Origin of the sequence: Rhizobium croatiense (genome assembly GCF_019793465.1) — a bacterium.
GTDB classification, from domain to species: Bacteria; Pseudomonadota; Alphaproteobacteria; order Rhizobiales; family Rhizobiaceae; genus Rhizobium; species Rhizobium croatiense.
In genome coordinates, this window is record NZ_JAILYJ010000011.1 from 41493 (window position 1) to 64172 (window position 22680).

Annotated in this window: 19 protein-coding genes and 2 pseudogenes; 4 read left to right on the forward strand and 17 right to left on the reverse strand. The window is 60.9% G+C overall.

The genetic code is table 11. The features are described 5' to 3' along the window. Positions 1-2 precede the first annotated feature (2 nt). The gene (locus K6M89_RS18485) at positions 3-1457 is read left to right on the forward strand and encodes an NAD-dependent succinate-semialdehyde dehydrogenase (RefSeq protein WP_222140445.1); all 1455 of its coding nucleotides are present in this window, start codon (positions 3-5) and stop codon (positions 1455-1457) included. A gap of 93 nt (positions 1458-1550) precedes the next feature. Here K6M89_RS18485 and K6M89_RS18490 read toward each other — a convergent pair whose 3' ends face one another. The 14 genes from K6M89_RS18490 to K6M89_RS18555 form a co-directional block, all read right to left on the reverse strand. Beyond that, a complete protein-coding gene (locus tag K6M89_RS18490) occupies positions 1551-3080 on the reverse strand; it encodes an FAD-dependent oxidoreductase (protein ID WP_222140446.1) in 1530 nt (509 codons plus the stop codon). Beyond that, the gene (locus K6M89_RS18495; RefSeq protein ID WP_222140447.1) at positions 3077-4294 is read right to left on the reverse strand and encodes an NAD-dependent epimerase/dehydratase family protein; all 1218 of its coding nucleotides are present in this window, start codon (positions 4292-4294) and stop codon (positions 3077-3079) included. Before K6M89_RS18495 ends, K6M89_RS18490 begins: the two co-directional genes overlap by 4 nt. A 9-nt stretch (positions 4295-4303) precedes the next feature. Beyond that, positions 4304-5284, reverse strand: a complete 981-nt coding sequence (locus K6M89_RS18500) for a GHMP family kinase ATP-binding protein (RefSeq protein ID WP_222140448.1) — start codon at positions 5282-5284, stop codon at positions 4304-4306. Continuing rightward, a complete protein-coding gene (locus tag K6M89_RS18505) occupies positions 5281-7230 on the reverse strand; it encodes an HAD-IIIA family hydrolase (RefSeq protein WP_222140449.1) in 1950 nt (649 codons plus the stop codon). Before K6M89_RS18505 ends, K6M89_RS18500 begins: the two co-directional genes overlap by 4 nt. Continuing rightward, entirely contained in the window at positions 7220-8161 is a 942-nt protein-coding gene (locus tag K6M89_RS18510) for an NAD-dependent epimerase/dehydratase family protein (RefSeq protein ID WP_222140450.1), read from the reverse strand. The genes K6M89_RS18505 and K6M89_RS18510 overlap by 11 nt, the downstream gene beginning before the upstream one ends. Positions 8162-8195: 34 nt before the next feature. Then, the gene (locus K6M89_RS18515) at positions 8196-9155 is read right to left on the reverse strand and encodes a lysylphosphatidylglycerol synthase transmembrane domain-containing protein (RefSeq protein WP_222140451.1); all 960 of its coding nucleotides are present in this window, start codon (positions 9153-9155) and stop codon (positions 8196-8198) included. After that, positions 9152-11122 (reverse strand): glycosyltransferase family protein, encoded by a 1971-nt coding sequence (locus K6M89_RS18520; protein ID WP_222140574.1) that lies wholly within the window; start codon positions 11120-11122, stop codon positions 9152-9154. Before K6M89_RS18520 ends, K6M89_RS18515 begins: the two co-directional genes overlap by 4 nt. Before the next feature lie 19 nt (positions 11123-11141). After that, the gene (locus K6M89_RS18525) at positions 11142-12380 is read right to left on the reverse strand and encodes a glycosyltransferase family 2 protein (protein WP_222140452.1); all 1239 of its coding nucleotides are present in this window, start codon (positions 12378-12380) and stop codon (positions 11142-11144) included. A 16-nt stretch (positions 12381-12396) separates the two neighbouring features. Continuing rightward, positions 12397-13023: an SIS domain-containing protein gene (locus K6M89_RS18530; RefSeq protein ID WP_010034483.1), complete on the reverse strand. Its 627-nt coding sequence runs from the start codon at positions 13021-13023 to the stop codon at positions 12397-12399. A 248-nt stretch (positions 13024-13271) separates the two neighbouring features. Beyond that, positions 13272-13628, reverse strand: coding sequence for a RidA family protein (locus K6M89_RS18535; protein ID WP_222140453.1), 357 nt, complete (start codon positions 13626-13628; stop codon positions 13272-13274). Between the two features lie 14 nt (positions 13629-13642). Beyond that, positions 13643-14464, reverse strand: a complete 822-nt coding sequence (locus K6M89_RS18540) for an ABC transporter permease (protein ID WP_222140454.1) — start codon at positions 14462-14464, stop codon at positions 13643-13645. Then, on the reverse strand, positions 14464-15720 hold the full coding sequence (locus tag K6M89_RS18545) for an ABC transporter permease (protein WP_222140455.1): 1257 nt from the start codon (positions 15718-15720) through the stop codon (positions 14464-14466). The genes K6M89_RS18540 and K6M89_RS18545 overlap by 1 nt, the downstream gene beginning before the upstream one ends. Before the next feature lie 68 nt (positions 15721-15788). Beyond that, positions 15789-16838, reverse strand: coding sequence for an ABC transporter substrate-binding protein (locus K6M89_RS18550; RefSeq protein ID WP_222140456.1), 1050 nt, complete (start codon positions 16836-16838; stop codon positions 15789-15791). Positions 16839-16878: 40 nt separating this feature from the next. Further along, the gene (locus K6M89_RS18555; protein ID WP_222140457.1) at positions 16879-17961 is read right to left on the reverse strand and encodes an ABC transporter ATP-binding protein; all 1083 of its coding nucleotides are present in this window, start codon (positions 17959-17961) and stop codon (positions 16879-16881) included. Between the two features lie 238 nt (positions 17962-18199). Here K6M89_RS18555 and K6M89_RS18560 point away from each other — a divergent pair, with 238 nt between their 5' ends. The 3 genes and pseudogenes from K6M89_RS18560 to K6M89_RS31635 all read left to right on the forward strand — a co-directional run. After that, complete coding sequence (locus tag K6M89_RS18560) at positions 18200-19597, forward strand: aminotransferase-like domain-containing protein (protein ID WP_222140458.1); 1398 nt, start codon at positions 18200-18202, stop codon at positions 19595-19597. A gap of 1 nt (position 19598) precedes the next feature. After that, positions 19599-19763, forward strand: a pseudogene (locus tag K6M89_RS18565) (FAD-dependent oxidoreductase); the annotation flags it as partial. A 2-nt stretch (positions 19764-19765) separates the two neighbouring features. Then, a pseudogene (locus K6M89_RS31635) lies at positions 19766-19915 on the forward strand (type II toxin-antitoxin system RelE/ParE family toxin); the annotation flags it as partial. Positions 19916-19937: 22 nt separating this feature from the next. Here K6M89_RS31635 and K6M89_RS18570 read toward each other — a convergent pair. From K6M89_RS18570 to K6M89_RS18580, 3 genes are read right to left on the reverse strand one after another with little or no spacing between them, the layout of a single operon-like run. Continuing rightward, the gene (locus tag K6M89_RS18570) at positions 19938-20915 is read right to left on the reverse strand and encodes an ABC transporter ATP-binding protein (RefSeq protein WP_222140459.1); all 978 of its coding nucleotides are present in this window, start codon (positions 20913-20915) and stop codon (positions 19938-19940) included. A gap of 4 nt (positions 20916-20919) precedes the next feature. Continuing rightward, on the reverse strand, positions 20920-21747 hold the full coding sequence (locus K6M89_RS18575) for a carbohydrate ABC transporter permease (RefSeq protein ID WP_222140460.1): 828 nt from the start codon (positions 21745-21747) through the stop codon (positions 20920-20922). Then, positions 21744-22622, reverse strand: a complete 879-nt coding sequence (locus K6M89_RS18580; protein ID WP_222140461.1) for a carbohydrate ABC transporter permease — start codon at positions 22620-22622, stop codon at positions 21744-21746. The genes K6M89_RS18575 and K6M89_RS18580 overlap by 4 nt, the downstream gene beginning before the upstream one ends. Positions 22623-22680: the final 58 nt, after the last annotated feature.

A 22680-nucleotide genomic window follows, 5' to 3' on the forward strand; every position in this document is an offset into this window, starting at 1 on the left:
CCATGAAACTCAATGATCCCTCGCTGTTCCGCCAGGCATGCCCCATCGCCGATCGCTGGATCGAAGCGGAAGGTCGCGCGTCGGCCATGGTCCGCAATCCGGCGACAGGTGAGGTGCTGGGCGCGGTCCCTGATTTCGGTGCGACGGAAACCGAAGATGCCATCCGGGCCGCCGTCGTCGCCCAGAAGCTTTGGGCGAAGAAGACCGCCGGGGAGCGCGCCGCCGTTCTCAAGGCTTGGCATCGCCTGATGATCGAAAACCGTGACGATCTGGCGATGATCCTGACGCTGGAACAGGGAAAGCCCTTGGCTGAAGCCAAGGGGGAGATCACCTATGGTGCGAGCTTCATCGAATGGTTTGCCGAAGAGGCACGACGCATCAACGGCGAGATCGTACCGGGGCATCAGCCGGACAAGCGCATCCTTGTGCTGCGCCAGCCGGCCGGCGTCGTGGCTGCGATCACGCCCTGGAACTTTCCGAACGCGATGATCACGCGCAAGATCGGCCCGGCGCTTGCGGCCGGCTGCGCCGTCGTTCTCAAGCCGGCGCTGCAGACGCCGTTCTCCGCGATCGCGATCGCCGTCCTCGCAGAGCGCGCCGGCCTGCCGGCGGGGCTTCTCAACATTGTCACAGGTGACGCAGCCGCAATCGGCGGAGCGCTGACTGCCAGCCGCGACGTCCGGGTCCTGACCTTCACCGGCTCCACGCGGACGGGCGAGCTGCTTTACCGGCAATGTGCGCCGACGATCAAGAAGCTCGGTCTCGAGCTCGGCGGCAATGCACCCTTCATCGTATTCGACGACGCCGATCTCGACGCGGCGGTCGAAGGCGCCATCATCGCCAAATTCCGCAACAACGGCCAGACCTGCGTCTGCGCCAACCGGCTTTATGTCCAGGACGGCGTCTACGAGGCATTTGCAGCCAAGCTCGCCGAGGCCGTTTCGAAGTTGAAGGTCGGCAACGGTCTGGAGCGTGACGTCATGCTTGGCCCGCTCATTGACGACAATGCCGTTGCCAAGGTCGAAAGCCATATTCAGGACGCCGTGGCAAAGGGCGCCGGGATCGTAACGGGAGGCAAGCGGCACGCGCTTGGCGGCCATTTCTTCGAGCCGACCATTCTGCGTGATGTTGCTGCCGGCATGCAGGTGGCGCGTGAGGAAACCTTTGGGCCGCTTGCGCCACTTTTCCGGTTCCGCGACGAGCAGGACGTCATCGCGCAGGCAAATGACACCGAGTTCGGACTTGCCTCCTATTTTTATGCGCGCGATCTGTCGCGGGTCTTCCGCGTGGCCGAAGCGCTCGAATATGGAATGGTCGGGGTCAATACCGGTCTCGTATCCACCGCCGAGGCGCCGTTCGGCGGCGTCAAGATGTCGGGTCTCGGCCGCGAAGGCTCCAGGCACGGATTGGACGAATATACCGAGCTCAAATATGTATGCCTGGGCGGCATTGCCTGATTTCGATCGGCGACTGTGCTTCGCCGAACTGCTGCTATCATTGGCCGGCGATGCCTTGCCGCAATTGCGGAACCTGAAAGAGGCAGGTGGGCGTCAGAGCGCCGGGTTTGCTTCCATGTCGGCGAGGCGGTGGGCAATGCGATCGGCATTCGCCATAATTGTCATTGTGATGTATTTCGAGGAGAGTTCGGGAAGAATCGAGCCGTCGACAACGTGAAGACCCGGATGGAGGTTCAATTCACCGTCCACCGAGGTACCGAACGGCCCCGTTGCGCCCATAGGCAGGGTGCCGGCAAAATGCGCATCGACCCCCGGTTCCGCCAGCGATGCGCCCGGAAGCGGAATGAGCCCCAACCGTTGCCACTCGCGGCGAAGCCTTCTTTTTAGATCCTTGACACGGATATCGAAACCGTCTGCAAAACCGCCCCGGACGGTCATGCCTTTTCCTGCCGCTGGATCGCGATGGATGTAGCTCCGGCTTTGGTCGCCGGGATAATAGATCGTCGCAACCAGCAGGCTGCCGGCGATCGTTTCGAACGCAGCGCGCCCGGCCTTTCTGCCGAGCGGCATCCTGTTGACGAAGCTCTGCGCCGGCAGCGAGCCGACTTCATAGACCGCTCCCGTCACATAATCGGATGCGCGCTCGCCGTAACGCAGCGACAATCCAAGTTGCGCCAGGCTGTGGGTCGCCGTGGCCGAGCGCAGCAATCTTGCCGGAGAGAGCAGAGGAATGGCGAGTGTCGGACTGTTCAAAAGGCGCAGTCCTTCACCGCCGATCGGCAGGAGGTCCGCCAGCAGGGCGGCGGTTCCAAGCACGCCGGCGGCGAGAATGATCCTCGGGGCAGAGAATGATGATCCGTCGGCCGTTCCGACCGTCCAGCCCGAGTTGGACGTCAGAGACATGGCCCGCATGTTGTCGAGCAACCGAAAATGCGGCGACTTTTGCAACGAAAGCAGATCCTGCCGGCTGTTATAGATCGCGCCGCTCGGGCAGCCATAGAGACAGTCGCCGCGCAGGTCGCACGCCGCCCGCCCGGGCCTCGGCTCCGAAAGGATGGCGTTGACGGCGGGAAAAAGCCGAAACGACCCATCCGCCGGCATTGCGATCTCGTGCCGACGAAGGACATGGGCGGCTGTGGCGCCAAGCGGCAGGAGGGGTCCGCTGTTGGCGCCTGCGGTCAAATCGGTGTTCGTGCTGAGCCCGACGCGTCGCGATATACGTTCGTAGGATCTCTGCAGCAGCTCGATATCTATGGGCCAAGCTGCGATGTCCTCGGCATCGAGGTAGCTGATTTGCGCTCCCCATATATTGGAAAGACCGCCGCGGGCGAGGCTGGCGACCGGCATGAATCCTTCGCCTGTGATTCCTGACTCGCGCCGGAACCGTTCAAGAATTCCGCGAGCCACCGGGGTCTGCAGTTTCGGTGAACTGCCATCGTCGGCGCGCAGCGATTCCAGATTGCGTCCCAAGACCCGGGCGCTGCGGCTCTCATCCTCCGATCCGGCATCATTGCCAGCATCCAGCATCACCACGCGGCGCCCGGCCGCTATCAGTGGAAACGCAGCGGAGACGCCTGCCGGGCCGCTGCCGACGATGATGAAGTCGGCATCGGGCGTCTTCATCGGTATCGTCCCGCCAAAAGCGCGCGGAGCGGGAACAGCAGGACATCGCCGGCGATGGCCAGCACAGCGCCGAAAAGACTGGTCTTTTTGACCGAATATCTTTCCGGCTCGCTCGCGAGATCTGCGAGATAGAGGGCCTGCGCCAGGCGATGCTGCGTGCGATTGGCCGGCGGCTCGAAGAGGGCGAGCAGGAACGGATGCCGGATCAGCATTGGGGAGAGGCCGAGCGGCGACAGCCCTTCGCGCTGAAGCCCTTCGCCGAGCCGCTGCAGTTGCAGCTCCGTCGGCCTGATGCCGAGATATTGCAGCAGCGCCTTCGCCTCACCGTGCAATTCTTCCTGGTCTGTTTCGGCAAACTCCCGCGTCAACACCGTCATCGGATCGGCCGGGTTCAAGCTCAGCAGCCTGAGGCTTTCCGCGCTCTCCATAGGTGCTGCGCCCGCGAGTCCCAGGACGCGCTCCGGATCGACGGTCGGGATCAACGGCACATGCTTGGTCATCCGGCAGGCAAAAAGAGCGAAGCCCAGGGGGATCGGTATGAAATGAAGCTTGCCCTTGCCCTGGCTGCGGCGAAGAAGTCCGAGCCAGGCGGCGAAGCTGATCGGTTTTTCCTGCGCGAGCACGAATGTTTGCGGCTGCAGGTCTTCCCGGGTCGCCAGCGCCAAAAGGCCTGCAGCAACCTCATCGAGATGAATGGGCTGGACCTTTCGGCTGAGCCCTATCATCGGCAGCAGCGGACTCAAGCCTGCCAACCTCGCCATCAGGCCGTACATCGCAACCCGTGGGCCGCCGTAGACAAGCCCGATCCGCGCGATGCGCACGATGGGTGCTGCAGAGCTGGCAGCAAGGTGCTGTTCGACCCTGAACTTGGTGCGTCCGTAAACGTTGAGCGCTTCCTGCCGGGACGAGGTGGAGGAGGAAAAGACGAAGTGCGGCACGCCGGCCGCTCTTGCCGCTTCGGCCAGTTTAACGGTTCCCGATATATTGATGTTGTTTTCTTCAGCTGCCTCCGGCTCGGTCACCCAGGAGTGCGCGAGATGGATGACTGCGGCCGCCCCCTCCAGATCCGATGCGACGGGCTCATCCCCGATGCGCCATTTCGCTCCGGATCGCCGGCCGAACTCAACCACGTCAAAACCGCGCTCACGCGCTGTCGCGGCGAGTCTTGCGCCGATGTAGCCGGTCGACCCGGTGATGATGAGACGCGATGCCATCAACACCCTCTATTGTGCAAAGGCGATACGCGCGCCGCTCCAGTCGAAACGAAACTCGATTTCCTTGAGCTGCGACAGCGCTTGCCGGACTTTTGGCTGGCGGTCTTTCGGGCAGTAGAGGACGAGGAAGCCTCCTCCGCCAGCACCCGCCAGCTTGCCGCCGACGGCGCCGGCAGCACGCGCGGCATCGTAAAACTCGTCGATCGTGCTGTTGGTGATCTGCGATGTCAGCGATCGCTTCATCATCCATCCACGGTGAAGCGCTTCGCCGAAGGCGCCGAGATCGCCGCTCATCAGGATGTCGCGCATTTCGTAGGCCAGTTGCACCATGCGCTCGACGGTCCGGAACTTGTCCTCGTCCGTTTCCATCGCTTGCACCTGCGTGGACAGCACGGAGCGCGTATCGCGCTGGCTTCCGGTAAAAAACAGCAGGATATTGCTCTCGAGCTCAGCCATCTTCTCGGAGCTGAGGACAACGGGCTGAACGTTCACGCCGCCATTGGAATTGAATTCGATGAAGTTTAGGCCGCCATACGCCGCTGCGTACTGGTCCTGTTTGCCGATCGGCTCCTTCAGGATGTCGATTTCGAGTTTGCAGGCTTCTTCCGCCAAGTGATCCTTGGAGGCGAAGCGCGACCGGTGGGCATAAAGCGCGTTGATCAGCGCCACCGAAAAGGAGCTGGAGGAGCCGAGGCCGGTGCCGGAGGGAATGTCGGCGACGGAGGCTACTTCGATGCCGGGCTCGACCCGATGCATGCGCAAGGCCTCGCGCAGCAGCGGATGGGCAATATCCTCAAGCGTGTCGGCCAGTTCGGTGCGGGTGTATTTGAGGTGATATTTGTTTTCGTTGAAATAGTTGTGCACGATCACGAAGCTGTACTTGGCGATCGCGCAGGACAAGACCGCGCCCGCCTGACGACGGTAATAGGACGCTATATCCGAGCCGCCGCCGGCAAAACTGACCCGAAAAGGTGCGGATGAAACGATCAAAGGAGTGCCTCCTCGAGATTGATGATGATATCGGCCGATGTGCGCTGCAGATCGATCCTCGGCCACTCTTCCTGAATTCGCGACTGCCAGAGCTCTTCGGCCGCCGCTGGCGTTAGGCCCTTCCAGGCGTAAAACTTGTGAAAGCGCTCCAGCAGCGCCTGCTGTGAGGCTTCGACGAAGACAGTCATATCGACGTCCTCGCGGATCGACGCATGTCCGGCAAAGATGCCGTCCAGAAGGATCACGTTGGCATCACGCGCATCGTAGATGGTCGGAGACGCATGCTGGCCACGGCTTGCCGCGTCGTAACCCGGTGCCTCGAACCGTCCGGATTGACGCAGCATTCTGACGATCTCGGGATAATGCTCCACCCTGTTGCGTTCTTCCGCATCCATATCGGGTCGGCGATGCTCGAGCGGCAGTATCCAGCGGTCGAGCTCCAGCCGCAGCACGCTGCGCCCGGCTTCCGAGAGAAGCCGTTGTGCGGCATGCGCGGACGTGCTTTTGCCCGAGCGTGAACGACCGCATATGCCTACGAGCAGCGGGCCTGCCGCATTGGAGAGACGCTCATCAATCGCTTTGAAGAGAGCTTGCCCAATGTCGTGGTAGCTGCATTGAAAGCGAACAGCATCATAGACCGTGTCGAAGACCAGGTCGGCGCGGGGGATGCCTGTTTCTGCGGCAGGATAGCTCCTATCGTCTCGCAGGCCGTAACCGGTCCGGACGCCATAGGCCCAGATTCCGGCTTTGCGGCCCGCACCGATATCGCGCAGGCTATCCCCAATGATGGCGGATCTCGTTTTTTCGATCGGCAGTTCCGCCATGGCTTGACGGATCATCAGATCTCCGGGCTTGCGGCAAGCGCAGTCGATCTTGAGTTCGGGCACCTCGTTGGGGAACCCTTTGTCCGGATGATGCGGACAAAAGTAGATGCGATCCAGCACGCCGCCGTCTTCGGCCAGCTCGGCCTCCAGACGACCGAGAACATGATCCAGGCCGGCCTCGTCAAGCAGGCCTTTGGCAACCTGCGGCCTGTTCGTTACGGCGACCGCGAGGAAACCTGCCTCGCGGGCGAGCCGTACCGCTTGGCCGGCGCGGCCGACCAACGTCACCTGGTCGGGATGAATGACGCCATGACCGCCGACGTCTTCGTTGAGTACGCCATCGCAATCGAAGAACACCGCGGGTCTTCGGACCGACAAGTGGATTGCGTGGACACGGTCCCGGCGAAGATCCTCGGCCGCGGCGGCATGCCGGCTCGGAGATCCGGTATCCTTCATATATTCGGGCGTGTCGTAGATCGCGACCGGAATGGAACGCTTGAGAAGATCGGGAATGACATCATGGATCATGTCGGCCTGCTGGCCCGGCAGGAGCGTCTCGAAGAACTGACCGGAAGCCACGTACAAGCCGGCCGGCACGAGATTGCGCCAATCCGCATCGCGTGGCGCCTTGCGACCCAAGAGGCGCGTGAGATAGCCGTTCTTCTGAACGACGATGTCGGATGTGCGCGGGTGATCGTTGGGATGGGCGATGATCGTCAAGGCGGCGGGAAATTGCTGACGATGCCGCGCCAGCGCCGACAGATCGAGATCGAAAAGCATGTCGCCATAGACGATCAGGACATCGTCGGCGATCGGGTCCAAAGTCGTCAGGCAGCCGGCCGTGCCGAGCGGCGACGTCTCCACGAAGACCTCGATCGTAATGCCGAGCTTTTCCGCTTCCGGGCCGAGAGCAGGCTCGAGCTGGCTGCCGAGGTGGCCGCCGAGCACGCGCACATGCCGAACGCCTTCGCGGGCGAGAACGCGGATCTGCCTCAGAATGATCGGCACGCCGTCAATAGGCAGGAGGGCTTTCGGAATGGCATCGCCCGTCATGCTGCGCGCGCGCGTTCCAAGGCCTCCGGCAATAATGATTGCCTCGCGGATAGCGGTGTCAGAACCCATTCGCCAGAATCCGCTCCACGGCGAGTTCAACCGCTTCCGTCGACTTTCGCTTCGGCGACCAGCCCAGCGCTATAAGTTTGCTGATGTCGTAGCTGAAGCGCGGAACGTCGCCCAGCCAGCCGCGATCCTCGCTTCCATATTCGATAGCGGCTCCGACCGCGACCTTCGAGACCACGATCTCGGCGATATCCCGCACCGATGTTTCGCCGATGCCGCTGGCATGAAATACCTCATAGGCGCCGGGTGCCTTGTCCCAGGCCAGGAGAATCGCATTCACCAGATCGCCGACATAGAGATAGGGCTTCGTCTGCCTTCCGTTGCCGAGCACCTGAAGTCTCGTTGGATCAGCCTTCAATCTATTGATGAAGTCGTAGATTGCCCCGTGCGTGGAGCGCTCCCCAACGACATTGGGAAAGCGCAGCACGAGCGTCTTGATGCCGAATGACAGAGCATAGACGGACAGATAGGCCTCCGCAGCAAGCTTGCTGGCGCCATAGAACGAGATCGGCTGCAGGGGGCCGTGGTTCTCGTGAATATTGCCTTCGGCTTCGCCGAATACCGCAGAAGTGCTGGCAAAGAAAAGCCTGCCGACACCATGCTTGCGCATGATGGCAAGCAGCGTCGTCGTCGTCAGCTGGTTCAGCTGGAGGTCCAGTTCCGTATTGGTATTGCCCGCGGCAATATCGGAATTGGCGGCGAGATGAAAAACGGCATCAGGACGATCCCCCGCAAAGAGTTGATCCATGCCCTCCCGATCGAGCATATCCAGCTTCTGGAAGCGAAAATCCGCCCGGCCCTGGAGATGATCTATATTGCGCATCCGGCCAAGATGAAGATTGTCGATTGCCGTTACCCGATAACCCGAGTCCAAGAGACGATCGCAGAGATGGCTGCCGATAAATCCGGCCCCTCCTGTTACCAAGGCATGCATGTCGGCAGCTCCATATATGATCTGTTAAGGCTCGTCAGAGCGCTTTGATCTTTCCCGAATGAGGACGCGAAAGGACGAATACACCACCGGCCAAGCCGACCACAAGCTGCAACAGGCCGAAAACCACCGATAGCGTCGCGGCGTCCGTCGTGCCGATGCCGAACACGGCAAGCGACATGATCATGCCGCCTTCGCGCAGGCCCCATCCGCCAACGGAAATGGGAACCATGGCGATCAACAGCACTGGCGGGAAAGCGGCTGCAGCCTGACCCCAATCGAGCGGGAGACCAAGACCGAAAACGAGGATCTCAAGCGAGACGACACCCAAGCCGTGGATGACGAGGGTCAATAGAAATATTCCGAGCATTCTGCGGTGGGCGAGAAAAGCCCCCAGCGCCTCGCTCAGCGCGTGCAGCTTTTCCGGAAGAAGCCGAACGAAGAGATGGCGACGCCAGCTGAACACCAGAGCCGATGCGATGGTTCCCGCGACGCCGAGGGCCGTCAGTTCGGTGAGATAGGGGATTGGGAAGTCGTGCCCGTAAAAGGCCCGCATGATGATCAGTCCGATCAGCGCAACGACCGCCAGCCCGAAGAGCGTGAGGATACGGTCCATGACGACGCCAAGCGTGGCTTCCTTGATCGTCAAGCCGTATCTGAGGGCGCCGAATATGCGCGCGGCATCGCCTGGAATGGGACTTGGAAGAGCCTGATTGTAAAAGAGGCTTTGCATGAAAAGTTTCATGGCGCCTGATATTTTCAGCCTCTGCCCGATCATCTCCGATAGAAGGCACCACCGCCACGCCGAAAGCAGGGCCTGCAAAAGTAGAAGGAAGACGCTGACGCAGATGGTCGTCGCCGACAGGGTCCGGACCGCCGCCCAGCCTTCCGTGAAATCGACCTTAAGCGCGATCCACAGGACGAGACCAAGCGCGACGGCCACTTTCAGAACCGGGATGCCGATGCGAAGCAATGCGCGGGAGGACGGAGTGGTCACGATGCCCGATCCGCGTCGAAACGGTAGAGCTTCCAGCCGAACCGATCCGTCAATATCAGCGAGGCACGGGGCATCATGCGGGCTATGACGCTGTTGGCCACCGCTATTTTGTCTTCTCCGATGCGTTCGGCGAGGAAGGCGCTGCCGGCATCGGGCGGAACGATGAAGTAGCCTATATGATTGTCCCTGATGAAAGCATCGATATCCGAACCCGGTGCGGGCAGCACGTAGCGCGGCAACTGCCAGCCGCCATCGCGGCCGTCGTTATAAGCCGTCGACAATAATGTATTGGCCGTATCGAAGGGTTGAAAAACGGTTCGCAGATCGTGATCTGCGATATAGCGGTACATAAAATAGGCTTCGCGATGGCTCTCCATGTAGGCGTCGACGCTGATCATCCCCAGCACGACGTCGAGCTCTTTCGCCTTGACGGGATCGATGTCGGTGCCGCCCATCCGGTGCCAGTGGGAAACCCAGAGTCCCCCGGCCAGCAAGCCGATGGCCACCGGGCTGGCGACCATAGATGCCGGCGAAGAGGCAATTTTCGCAAGGGGGGCGACCTGCGGCAGTACCCGTCGGTCGAGCCATTGATCCAGCCGTTCGCGAACCAACGAGGCGCCGATAAACCCGGTCGAAAAGAAGAGCAGATAGGCTGGCGTCGCCCACCTGATGTGATTGAACATAACGGTGTACCATATCACAAACATGGCAACGGTGATCGCTGCGAGGAATGCGATGCGCCGGAAAGCCACTGCCAGGCCGGCCAGTATCAAAGCGAGAGCGACGAAAGCATTCGGCTTACTATCGAGAAACCACTGGTAAAGAATATGGAGGAAATCGCGCCAGCCTTGCAGCGTTGCGAGGTTCGTCACGAAATGCCGGTTGGCGGGATCGAAAGCCCGGCCCAATTCGAGCATGTAATCCGCCATCCAAGCGTCGGTGAGGCCCGGATGACCGAACATAAAGGGATAGATCGGATTGCCGAGGACGATCAGGTTTCTCGCATACCAGTAGCCCGCGACTGCGAGGAATGCCCAGAGGCATGACAGAAAGAGCGGCAGCGATACCCGTCCCTTGAGGAGCATCGGCAGCAATGCCAGCCCTATGAGGCCAACCATTTGCAGTTCGGTATATTTTCCGCCGACCGCTCCCCCCAACACGAGCGCACAATGGAAAAGCTCCGCCGGGCGCCGAGTTTCCAGATAACGCCACAGGAAAAGCACGGCTGCGACCGAGAAACACGACCGGGCCAGATCCGTCATCGGTTCGCCGACGCTCCCTCTGAAGAAGGGGATGCTGAGGATCAGAGCGGCCACCAGGAAAAAACCGCATGCCCGCCAACGGCTGGCGCAACTTGAAAGCAGAAACAGAAATGCGAAGAAAATCGCGATATTCATGACGGAGGCGCCGGTCCAGTGACCGCTGACCATCATGACGAGCGCAAACAGCAAATTGAAGAAGAGCGGAATATTGCCGTAGAAGGGATGGTCGATCTGCGGCGACACAAAACCGGCGTGCTCGATGATACTGGTCGCTAGCGGAATGTGGAAAACCCACACGTCGGCGATACCGGACGGAAATAGGGCCAGAACGCTCGAGACATAGCAGAGTATGATGCATGTGAAGGCCGCAAGCGCCGGCAACGGATTTCCGCTTTTCGTTTGAGCGGCAATTTTACGAAGCAGCGAACCCAGGTCGCGGAGAACGGCGACGAGATCGCGCCGCCGCCAGATCATCGAGATCACGACGACAGGAAGAACGATTTCCCATCGCAGCCCATGAAATGCGCCAAGGACGGTAGCCGCGCCGCCTGATATCGCCAGAGCCGGCAGAATACCGCTGAATAGGAAATCGGCGCCATCTCGAAAGGGTTGATCGCAATGTCGGTTGAGCCGGGTAACGATGCCTCGGTCGATCACGAGGCCCCATAAGACTATGGAAAGAACCGTGCACCAGCCTAGGATCATGATCGCCCTTTCATGGCTCTTATCCCGCGAGAGGCGGCGCAGCTTTCTTGACCGGCAACATAACGCCGAGAGCTCGTACCATGAGGCCTGATATAAAGATCTGGAACGCCGTGATGATAAGCCAAAGCCCGAAGACGGCCCAGTTTGTTTCGATGCCGATCTCAGGCAGCACGTATCCGTTGCCGACATAGGAATCGAACAGCGGAACCGCCAACAATGCGCCTGCCAGAACGGCGATAACCGATCCCCAGATCGTTGCATTGTAAGGCAGGAGCCGCTCGAAACGGGGCTGCACATGTCCCGAATAGTCGAAAATCACTCGACCGATCGCCGCCGAAACCAGCATTGATTGACCAAGGACGGCCATAGCCATGGCAAACAGCATGGCGTTGGACGAGAACCGCACACCGCCGATGGACATGGGGCCGGCAAGCAACGGCAGCATCATGATCAGGCCGAGGGCGAGAAGCAGGAGACCCGGCCAGATGAGAAAGAAATCGAACCCATAGACGAACATGGCCTGCAGATTGCGCCAGCCGGCGCGCCACGGTTCCATCCAGCCGCGCCGCTTCATGTGGCTGAGGCGTCCTTCCGGATCCTTGAGGAAGTGGATCGGCACCTCGGTGGTGGGAAGCTCCATATGCACGGACTTCAGCACCATTTCCGAGGCGTATTCCCACCCTTGCGAACGAAGGTCCATGCGAAGCAGGGCATCGACGCTGATGCCCCGCATGCCGCAGTGGATGTCGGAAAAACGGCTGGCGAACATCCGATTGAGAATCCACGTCGTCAGTGGCGTTCCGAAATAGCGATGCAGCGGCGGCATTGCATTGGCTTCGATCGAGCCCTTGAACCGCGAGCCCATCACGAAGTCATAGCCTTTCCGGAAGGCTTCGATAAACGGCGCGATCTGACGAAAATCATAGGTGCAGTCCGCATCGCCCATGATGATGAACTTGCCGCGGACGAAGGGAATGGCATCGATGTAGGCCCGGCCCAGGCCGCGCTTCGGCGTCCGCAACACGCGCGCACCCCTCTCACGCGCGATTTCCGGCGTGCGATCGGTCGAACTGTCGACGATGAGGATTTCCACCGCCGCACCGCTTGCCGCAATGCCCTGACGGCACCAATCGACGAAGGTTCCGATCGTCAATTCCTCGTTGAGCGAGGGAACGAGGATGGTTACTTCCGGGTCGGCGACGTCGTCGTCTGGCGTCAGAAGCGTCAATTCCGGATCGTGGGTGTGGGAGAAATTCATGCGCGTGATACGGCTCTTAGGAAAGGCTGGGCGGGACGAGGCCGCAGGAAAAATCCAATATGGCGTGGCAGATCGCGAGATGGGCAATCTCCACGTAGCCATATTGATCGGAAGCAACGTAGAAATTCAGATCACCGAGCGCGCGCAATGGGTTGCCCGGCGCGAAGCCGCTCAACGTGATGACGGCGCCACCTTTTTCGCGGGCGGTGCGGACGGCCTTGGTAATGCTTTCCGATCGGCCTGAACTGCTAATCGCGATCAGCAGATCTCCTTCATTCGCATGCATTTCAATCTGCTTTGCGAAGACGTTCTCATAGCCGAGGTCGTTCGAGAGGCAGGTCAGCGTTGCGCCGTCGTTCATCGCCATGGCGCGAAGTCCGCCATTTTTGGAGTAGTCGGTCGCCATATGGCTGGCAATGGCGGCACTGCCGCCGTTGCCGATGAAGATGATCTTCCGGCCGGCGTCATGGGTGGCACGGGCGAGTTGCATGGCCTCGCTCACCGCAGTTGCATAATCCAGGCTTTCGTCAGCCGGTCGCGAGGCGGCGGCATTGACGAGAACGTGGCGGAGAAATGTGAAATAGCGATCGAGATCGCCGGCCGTGACGCCAAGCTCGGATGTTTTGCTCTGGTGATGCGACATGCCGGTACAGTCCCTACGCCTTGGAAATTGGGGCGTCCTTAAAGACTAAATGATACAAAGGCAAGTTGCTGGCGGCCCCTTTCGAGGGTTGTTAGCGAGTGTCACGGCTTTGCAACTCATGGTCTTCGTCGAGCATGCGGACCAAATTATCCGAAGACGGTTGGCCATCGTGGCTTGCCTTTCGCGCTCGTCCCTTTGGGGCATTCGATATGAACTGCGTGGCAGGCGCTTCCGGCAAGGCCCCGCGTTCAATTGCCGACTGCTGCGATAATGCCGATTTCCACGGAATATTGGGGCGCGGCAAGTCTTGCCTCGACGGTGGCGCGCGCCGGCGCATGGCCGGATGGCACCCAGTCGTCCCAGACGGCATTCATGTCTTCGAATGTCGACATGTCCGCAAGCCAGATCGTCGCGCCGAGGATTCGTGTCGGATTGCTGCCCACGCCGTCCAGGAGTCGAGTGATCCGTGTCAGGATATCGGTCGTCTGCTCTCGGATGGACGCGCCGGGCGCGTCGACTGCGACCTGGCCTGCGAGGAAGACGAAGCCGCCATAGGTCACGGCCTGGCTCATCCGTTTTCCGGTCTCGTAACGTTCGATCTGCATGTTCGCCTCCTTCATCAATCCCCGTGCGCAATCTTTTGGCGTTCCGCACGTCGCTGCAGCCATTGGATCGTGGCGAGGAACAGCGTCGAAAACAAGATGAGGAGCGTGGCGACAGCGGCGATCGTCGGGCTCAGCGTTTCACGCACGCCGCTCCACATCTGGCGCGGCAGCGTGCGTTCTTCGGAACCGGCGATGAAGAGTGCGATCACCACTTCGTCGAACGACGTCACGAAGGCGAAGAGCGCGCCGGACGCCACTCCCGGCGCGATGACCGGCAGCATGATGCGCAACGTCGCTTCGACCGGAGCTGCGCCAAGACTGGATGCCGCCCGCATCAGATTGTGATCGAAGCTTGCGAGCGTGGCGGTCACGGTGATCACTACGAAGGGGGCGCCGATTGCCGTATGCGCCAGCACCAGCCCGGTCAGGCTGTTGAGCAGCCCGACGGCCGCGAAGGCATAATAGATGCCGACCGCCGAAACGATGACCGGCACGATCATCGGCGAAATCAGAATGGCGGTCAGCGTTGCCCGCGCCGGGCAGGAGGGCCGGCTGAGGCCGATCGCGGCAAGCGTGCCGAGAAAGGTCGACAGGACAGTGGCGCAGACGGCGACAATGATGCTGTTTTTCAGCGCCAGCTGCCAGACGTTGGAATCGAAGAATTCGCGATACCAGCGGAGCGACAGGCCGGGCATCGGATAGGTGAAGAACGGCTCGCCATTGAAGGAGAGCGGCACGATCGCCACGATCGGTGCGATCAGGAACAGGATCACGAGGCCGCCAGCCAGCCACAACAGGATCGAAAACAGCCGCGGGAAAGAAAGGAAATTTGTCATCAGCCTATCCTCAGCCTGTCGATACCGACAATGCGATTGTAGACGGCATAAAGGATCAGCACCGCCACCAGCAGGATCGTGCTCAAAGCCGCCGCCATGCCCCAATTGGTGACCTGATTGGAATAATATGCGATGAAATAGCTCACCATCTGGTCCCCCGGCCCGCCGACCAGCGCCGGCGTGATGTAGTAGCCGAGCGCCAGGATGAAGACGAGCAGGCCGCCGGCACTCACACCCGGCATACTCATCGGCAGGTAGATGCGAAAGAAGGCCGACATGGGCGGCGCGCCGAGCGACGAGGCGGCCCTCACGTAGACCGGCGGTATGCTCTTCATGACGCTGTAGATCGGCAGCACCATGAAGGGCAGCAGAATATGGGTCATGGCGATCAGGACGCCGATGCGATTGTAGATCAGGTCGAGGGGATGCGCGGGGTCGATCAGGCCCAGCCAGATGAGCGCCGAATTGATCACGCCACGCCCCTGCAGCAGCACGACCCAGGCGCTGGTGCGCACCAGAACCGAGGTCCAGAACGGCAGCAGCACCAGGATCAGCAGCGTATTGGCAACGGCGCCTTTCGAGCGGGCGATCAGGGCGGCGAGGGGATAGCCGAGGAACAGGCAGATCACGGTCACCGACGCGCTGGCGACGAAGGTGCGGATCAGCACATCGACATGCACGGCATTCTCGGCCGAGACCCTGCCGATCGCGCCCGAGGCATCGTGCTCGAGATCAAGCGAGGCGAGCAGGTAGTAGTCGGTGAAGGGCGGTGAGGCATTCTTGATGATCGTCCAGTAATGCGGGCCCTCCCACTTGGGATCGATGGCGATGAAGGCGGCCTTGTAGGGCGGCTCGGCGTTGCGGATGGTACGCGCGGTTTTCAAGAGCATCGAGCGCATGCCCGTCTCGTAATAATTGAGACGTTTGGCCACCTCGGCGATCTGATCGCGGGGCGATTGTTTCAGATCGGCGGCGAAGGCGGCAAATAGTGCTTCGTCCGGCGCGGACCCTCCATCCCAGGTGGAAAGCGCCGACATCGTATAGGGCAGGGCGGCGGAAGCCGCCCTGTTGTCGACGGCGCGCGTCAACAACAGGGCGATTGGGAGGACGAAGACGAGCAGCAGGAAGACCAGCAGAGGTGCGATCAGCAGCAGGGCTCTCAGCTGCGCCTTGCTTTTCGCATTGCCGAGGCTATTCACCCGCGTGCGGGCGGCAATCACAGAGCCATCGCCTTCATTCATTGTCGCGATCACCATCGCTCATGCCTTCCTGCGGTAGAGAAAGGGGCGGACGAAGCCGGGGGACACCCGTCCGCCCGAGGAGGTTACTGTGCGAGCCACTTGTTGAAGCGTTCGGTCAACTCCTCATCATGATCGGCCCAGAACTCGGAGGAGACGACAAATGCGTTCTTCGTATTGTCCGGCGCGGTCGGCAGATCGACGAGAATATCCGCCGGCACCTTCGCGATGGCCGCTTTCAGGGTCGGGCCATAGGAGATATATTTGGACTGCTGCGCCATCACGTCGGGATTGACGGTGAAGGCGACGAATTTGTCCGCCAGTTCCTTGTTCTTCAAACCTTTCGGCTCGGCCCAGAGATTGAAGTCCATTCCCTGGCCGTCCCAGACGATCTTGAAGTTCTTGCCGCTGTTCTTGACGGCATCGTAGATGCGGCCGTTCCATGCGGTGGTCATCACGACTTCGCCGTCGGCGAGAAGCTGCGGCGGCTGCGCGCCTGCCGTCCACCATACCTTCACATCCTTCTTGATCGTGTCGAGCTTCTTGAAGGCGCGGTCGACGCCCTCCGGCGTCCCGAGCACGTTATAGACCTCGGCGGGTTTGACGCCGTCGGCAATCAGGGCGAATTCCAAGGTAGTCTTCGGCGACTTGCGCAAGGCGCGCGGCCCGGGGAACTTGGTCGTATCGAACAGATCGGCCATCGTCGTCGGCCCGCCATTCGGGAATTTGGCGGCATCATAGGCATAGACGGTGCCGAAGACGATCGTCGCGACCGCGCAATCCATCGCCGCACCGTCGATGAAGGCGTCCTTGCCGCCGAGCTTCGAATAGTCGATCGTTTCCAGCCAGCCTTCGTCGCAGCCCTGCAGCGCATGGCTGGGTTCGACATCGACGACATCCCAGGTCACCTGGCCGGTTTCGACCATGCCCTTCAGCTTGGCGGTCGAGCCGTCCCATTCATCCTGGAGGATCTTGGTGCCGGTCTCCTTGGCGAAGGGTTTGAAAAAGGCCTCCTCCTGGCTCTTCGTATAGGCGCCGCCCCAGGATGTGACGGTCAGCGTTTCCTCGGCAAATGCGGCTCCGGCGGTCGCAAGAGCGATGATGGAACTGAGAAGCATGCAGTTTAAACGCATCATGGTGGTTCCCCTTTTTTGCTGCGTTTACGAAAGAATGAGGTCAGGAGAGTGCGAGCGCCCGGCAATCCTCCGACGCCCAGCCGATGACGGCAGTGGAGCCTAGCGATTGAACCGGAATGTCCTGAGCCGCGGCGACTTTGATGAAGATGTCATCACAGCCGCAGGCCGAGACGCGCAACCTGACATGGTCGCCGTGATAGATGATTTCCTTGAGCGTCGCGGTGAACCGATTGGGAATCTCGGTTGCGGGCGCCAGCTGAATCCGCTCGGGCCGCAAGACCAGCGTTGCCCGCGCGCCTTCCTTCAATCCCTCTCCGGCATGGCCGGTGATGATCGAACCATCGGGGGCGCGAATTCGGCAGACCGCATTTTCGATCGCGACGACTTCGCCCGATATCGCATTGTTTTCGCCGATGAAGGTTGCGACGAAGGGGTTTGCCGGCGTCTCGTAGAGCGCATGCGGCGGTGCGATCTGCTGCAGGATGCCGTCATTGAACACGCCGACCCGATCCGACATGGTCAGAGCCTCGCTCTGGTCGTGGGTGACGTAGACGACGTTGACGCCGAGGCGGGCATGCAGGTGCTTGATCTCGAGCTGCATATGTTCGCGAAGCTGCTTGTCGAGCGCACCGAGCGGCTCGTCCATCAGCACGAGCTGCGGCTCGAAGACCAGAGCCCGGGCGAGCGCGATGCGCTGCTGCTGTCCGCCGGAAAGCTGGTTGGGTCGCCGCGTTTCGAAGCTCGCCATGCGCACCATGTCGAGCGCGCGGCGCACCCGCTCGGTGATCTCCGCCTTGCCGAGCCGGCGCATTTTCAACGGGAAGGCGACGTTCTCGCCGACGGTCATATGCGGGAAGAGCGCGTAATTCTGGAAGACCACACCGATATTGCGGCGATGCGGCGGAACGCTGTCGATCCTGTTGTCGGCAAGGGTGATCGTCCCGTCGGTCGGCGCCTCGAAGCCGGCCAGCATCATCAGCGTCGTGGTCTTGCCGGATCCGGACGGACCGAGAAGGGTCAGAAATTCCCCTTTGGCGACGTCGAGGTCCAGGCCGCGCACGACATAGCTGACGCCGTCGTAGGATTTACGCACGCCTTCGAAAGCAATGAAGCGCTCGCTCATGAATACCTCCTGTTTGCATCGGCGGGTCCCTACCTCTTTGTCTCGATGCTGGGCTATATTGTCCCGGTCTACTTCGGCTTGTCAAGCCACACAAATAATTTTGTGTGGCGGCAGCGGCAAGGTCTCGAAAACACTGGAAAAGCGTGCTATGTCGCAGGAAAGCAAGCTGAATCGTGGCGCCGCGGGGATTGGGCGCGCGTCCGGCTTATGGAATTCATACCGCTGTTACAGGAATTGTATGTCTGAAAGAACGGAAGTGAACCGGACAAATCAGGAGCGGAAAACGCGGATACCGGCCTATCTGGAGCTCGCAAGTGAGCTTGAGGCGAGGATCCGCTCGGGCGCCTTGCCCCCCGGCAGCCAGCTCCCTCCGCAGCGCGACCTCGCGCGGGAGCGGTCGCTCAACGTCTCCACAGTCACGCGCGCCTACCGCGAATTGCAGAACCTCAACCTTGTGATGGGCAGCACCCGGCGCGGCACGATCGTCATGGGCGACGGCGTCATGCCACGGGTTGACCGGGCAGCGAGCCCGGCCGGTATCATAGACCTGACGGTCAACCGGCCGGCCGTCGATGACTTCCAGCAGCGCTTGGCGGAGTCTTTGCCTGACCTGTCATCCGACCGGCGCTTTCGCCAGATGCAGGAATACCAGCCGCCGGAAGGCCCGGCCTGGGCGCGCCATGCTGCGAGAAAATGGATATCGCTGAACGGCTTCGATCCGTCCGAAGACGATATCGTCGTCACCAGCGGCGCCCAGCATGCTTTGCTGGCGGTGATCAGCAGCCTGATAGAGCCCGGCGACACCATCGTCTGCGATCGGCTGACCTATTATGGCCTGATCGCCCTTGCCCAGATGTTCCGCTTCCGCATCATCGGCATCGGAAGTGACGATCAGGGCATGTCGGCGGTGGAGCTGGACGATATCTGCGGCCGGGAAAGCGTGCGCGCCGTCTTCACGGTTCCTTCGATGCACAATCCGACCGTCGTCACCATGAGCGAGACTCGCCGGCGCGAACTGGTCGACGTCGCGGAAAAGCACGATCTCGTCATCATCGAGGACGATGTCTATGGACCGATGCTCGGGACCCGGGCAAGCGCCCTGATCACGCTTGCGCCGACCAGAACCTACCATATATCGGCGCTCTCCAAGGCGCTGGCGCCGGGTCTGCGCGTCGGCTATCTCTCCTGCCCGCCCGGCCGTGCGCTGCTATCCGCCGAGGCGGTTCGCACGACCGCCTGGATGCCCTCTCCACTGCCGCTGCTGCTAGCGACCCGCTGGCTGGAGGACGGCACGGCCGAAGCGATCCTGAAGGCCCAGCTTACGGAGCTGCGCGCGCGCCATGCGATCGTCACGACAATCCTTGCCGGCCATTCCTTCTCCGCCGATCCGCGCTGCATGTTTTTATGGCTGAGGCTGCCGGCGCCATGGCGGTGCGAGGATTTTGCCGCCAATCTGCGCGCCCATGGCGTTGCCGTCATGGCCGCCACCGCCTTTGCCTGTGACCGCCAGCCGGTCGAGCATGCCGTTCGCGTCAATGTCGGCTGCGCATCGTCGCGGGACGAACTTGCAACGGCGCTGCGCATCATTGCCGCCACGCTGAACGATCGCCCCCGCGCTCTCGCCGGCCTAGTCTAGCATGAATAGGCCGCTCCCCGCGCTTCAACCTTTGCCCGACGCCGAGCGTCGGCATGTGGCGGTTGTCGGCCCGGGACTGGTCGGCCTCTGCTCGGCCCTCTGGCTACAGAGAATGGGGCATCGGGTCACGATCATCGATCCGGCGCCGCCATTGGGCGATGCATCCCGGCCTATTTCGGTCGCTACGAGCATCACTATGTGTTCTTTCGCGAGCTCGAGAATGGTGAACTCGGTGTCATGAGCATTCTTCACGAACGGATGAATCTGCCTGTCCGGCTCAAAGAGGACTTGGCGGCTCTCTCACGCAAGCAGCCGTGACGCGGACTATCTTCGTCAACCTTCAAAACCGATGCTCCGCTCCCTCGACCGGATTTGCCCAGACCATCATACCAGGCGCAAACGGCGTCTCGCCTTCGGCGCGCACGACCATCTCACCGAGGTCGGGAACGTCGAGGTAGAGGATTGCATCGGCGCCGAGCCTTTCGATGTGGCGGACACTGCCCTGCCATTGCCCGGCATTTTCCGAAAGCCGGATATGTTCCGGCCTTATGCCGTAGGTCGTGCAATTCAGTCGCCGCGCCGTCTCGCCGCCATAGAGGTTCATCTTCGGGCTGCCGATGAAGCCGGCGACGAAGGGGGTCGCCGGATTGCGATAGAGCTCCATCGGACTGCCGACCTGCTCGACCGAACCGCCGTTCAGCACGACGATCTTGTCAGCCATCGTCATGGCTTCGACCTGGTCGTGGGTGACATAGATCATTGTCGATTTCAGCCGGGCGTGGAGGTCGGCGATCTCCAGGCGCATCTGGGCTCTGAGCGACGCGTCCAGATTGGAAAGCGGCTCGTCGAACAGGAAGACCCTGGGATCGCGGATGATCGCCCGGCCGATCGCAACGCGCTGCCTCTGGCCGCCGGAGAGCGCTTTCGGCTTTCTCTCCAGCAACGGGGTGAGCTGCAGCGTTTCCGCAGTCGCCGCGACTTTGGCGGCAATTTCCGCCTTTGGACGGCGGGCGAGTGAAAGGCCGAAGCCGATATTCTCGGCAACTGTCATATGCGGGTAGAGCGCATAGCTCTGGAACACCATGGCGATGCCTCGCTCGGAGGGTTCGGCATAGGTCACGTCCTTGCCGCCGATGGTCAGCATGCCTGATGTCGTCTCCTCCAGGCCGGCGATGATGCGCAGCAGCGTCGATTTTCCGCATCCCGACGGGCCGACGAATACGACGAATTCGCCGGAGGCCACCTCCAGATCGATACCTTTGATGACTTCAAGGGCGCCGAAGCTCTTGCGAACCTGTTTGAGTGTGAGTTCAGCCATTCTGCTACCCTTTGACTGCGCCTGATGTCATGCCCGCGACGATCTGCCGGTTGAAGAAGATGAAGACGATCAGCGGCGGGATCGTCACGAGGAGGATGTTCATGAAGAGGAGATTGTACTGGCTCGAATACATGCTCTGGAAATTATAGAGCGTCAGCTGCACCGTCACGTTCTCCTTGCCCGGCAAGTAGTAGAGCGGGTTGGTGAAATCATTGAAGATCGCGATCGATTGCACGACGATATTGGTCACGGTCACCGGCTTCAGAAGCGGCAAGACCACCCGGAAGAAGATCTGCCGGGGTTTGGCGCCGTCGATCAGCGCCGCCTCATCGAGATCGCGCGGGATGGTCGAGATGAACGAGCGGTAGAGCAATACCGAAAAGGAGAGGTTATAGGCGACCTGGATCAGGATCATCCCTGTCATGGTCTTGAAGAGGCCGATCTCCTGCAGCAGGCCGATCGTCGGAACCACGGCCGGCGGCATCATCAGGCCCATGAAGAGGGCAACGGATGCGACCTTGTTCCAGGCGGTCCTGCGGCGCTGCATCACATAGCCTACCATCGCCGACAGCAGGATGAGGATCGTGACGGAAGCGACGGTGATGAGCGTCGAATTGAAATAGGCGAGCACAAGCTGATAATCGCGCGCCTTGAAGACGGCCACGAGATTGTCCCAGAGCAACCATCGCTCCGGCAACTCGAAATCGAGACGGGACGCTTCGGATTTCGATTTCACCGCCTGCAGAGCGACGAAAACGAAAGGCATGACGAAGATGACCGCGGCAACGGCAAGCGATATCGCGCCGGTCATATAGGGACGGATGCTTCTCATTCTTCGACCCCGCGCCGGTTGAACCATAAAGTGAGCGGCAGGATGATTGCGGCAATCAGCGCGAACAGTATGACGTTGCCGGCGGTCGACAGACCGTAGAAGCCTGCCTGATATTGCTTGTAAATGACCGAGGCGATCACGTCGGAGGAGAAACCAGGTCCGCCGCGGGTCATCGCCCAAATCAGGTCGAACGAGCGAAGGCCGCCGATCAGCGACAATGTCACCACCGTAATGGTGGCTGGGCGCACAAGCGGCAGGGTGACCCGGAAAAATTGCTGCAGGCGCGTCGCTCCGTCGATTCTTGCCGCCTCGTAGTAATCGGGGCTGATTGCGGCCAGACCGGCGATGAAGATCAGGGTAGCAAGGCCGACACCCTTCCATAGGTCGACCAGGGCTACCGAAAACAGGGCGAGCGCCGGATTGGTCAGCCATCCCGGTCCAGGAATGCCGAGCGTCTCGAGCGTGACGTTGATGATGCCCTTCGTTGGATGCATCATCACCGCGAAGGTAATGCCGATGCCGATCGTCGACACCAGGACAGGGAAGAAGACCAGGGTTCTTAGGAAGCCGCGGGCGAAGATATTGCCGGTCAGCAGCACGGCCAGCAGCAGCCCGCAGACCGTCTTCAGCCCGGATGTCGTCACGGCATAGATCAACGTGTTGATCAGTCCCTTGATCAGGAACGGCTCGGAGAAGAACTGCTCAAAATTTTCGAGCCCGATGAATTCTGCCGTCGAAAGATCCCAGCGCGTCAGGCTGAACCAGAGAGACGAGACCGTGGGAACCAGAAACAGCACGCCGTATATGATGGCAGCCGGAATGAAAAACCACAGCGGGTAGGGCGACTTGCGCGAGCGGGAGCGTGTCTCGGTCATGACTACCTCTTCGATCGGGTGGAACCTCGCCCCATCAGGCGCGAGGTTAAATGGCCCG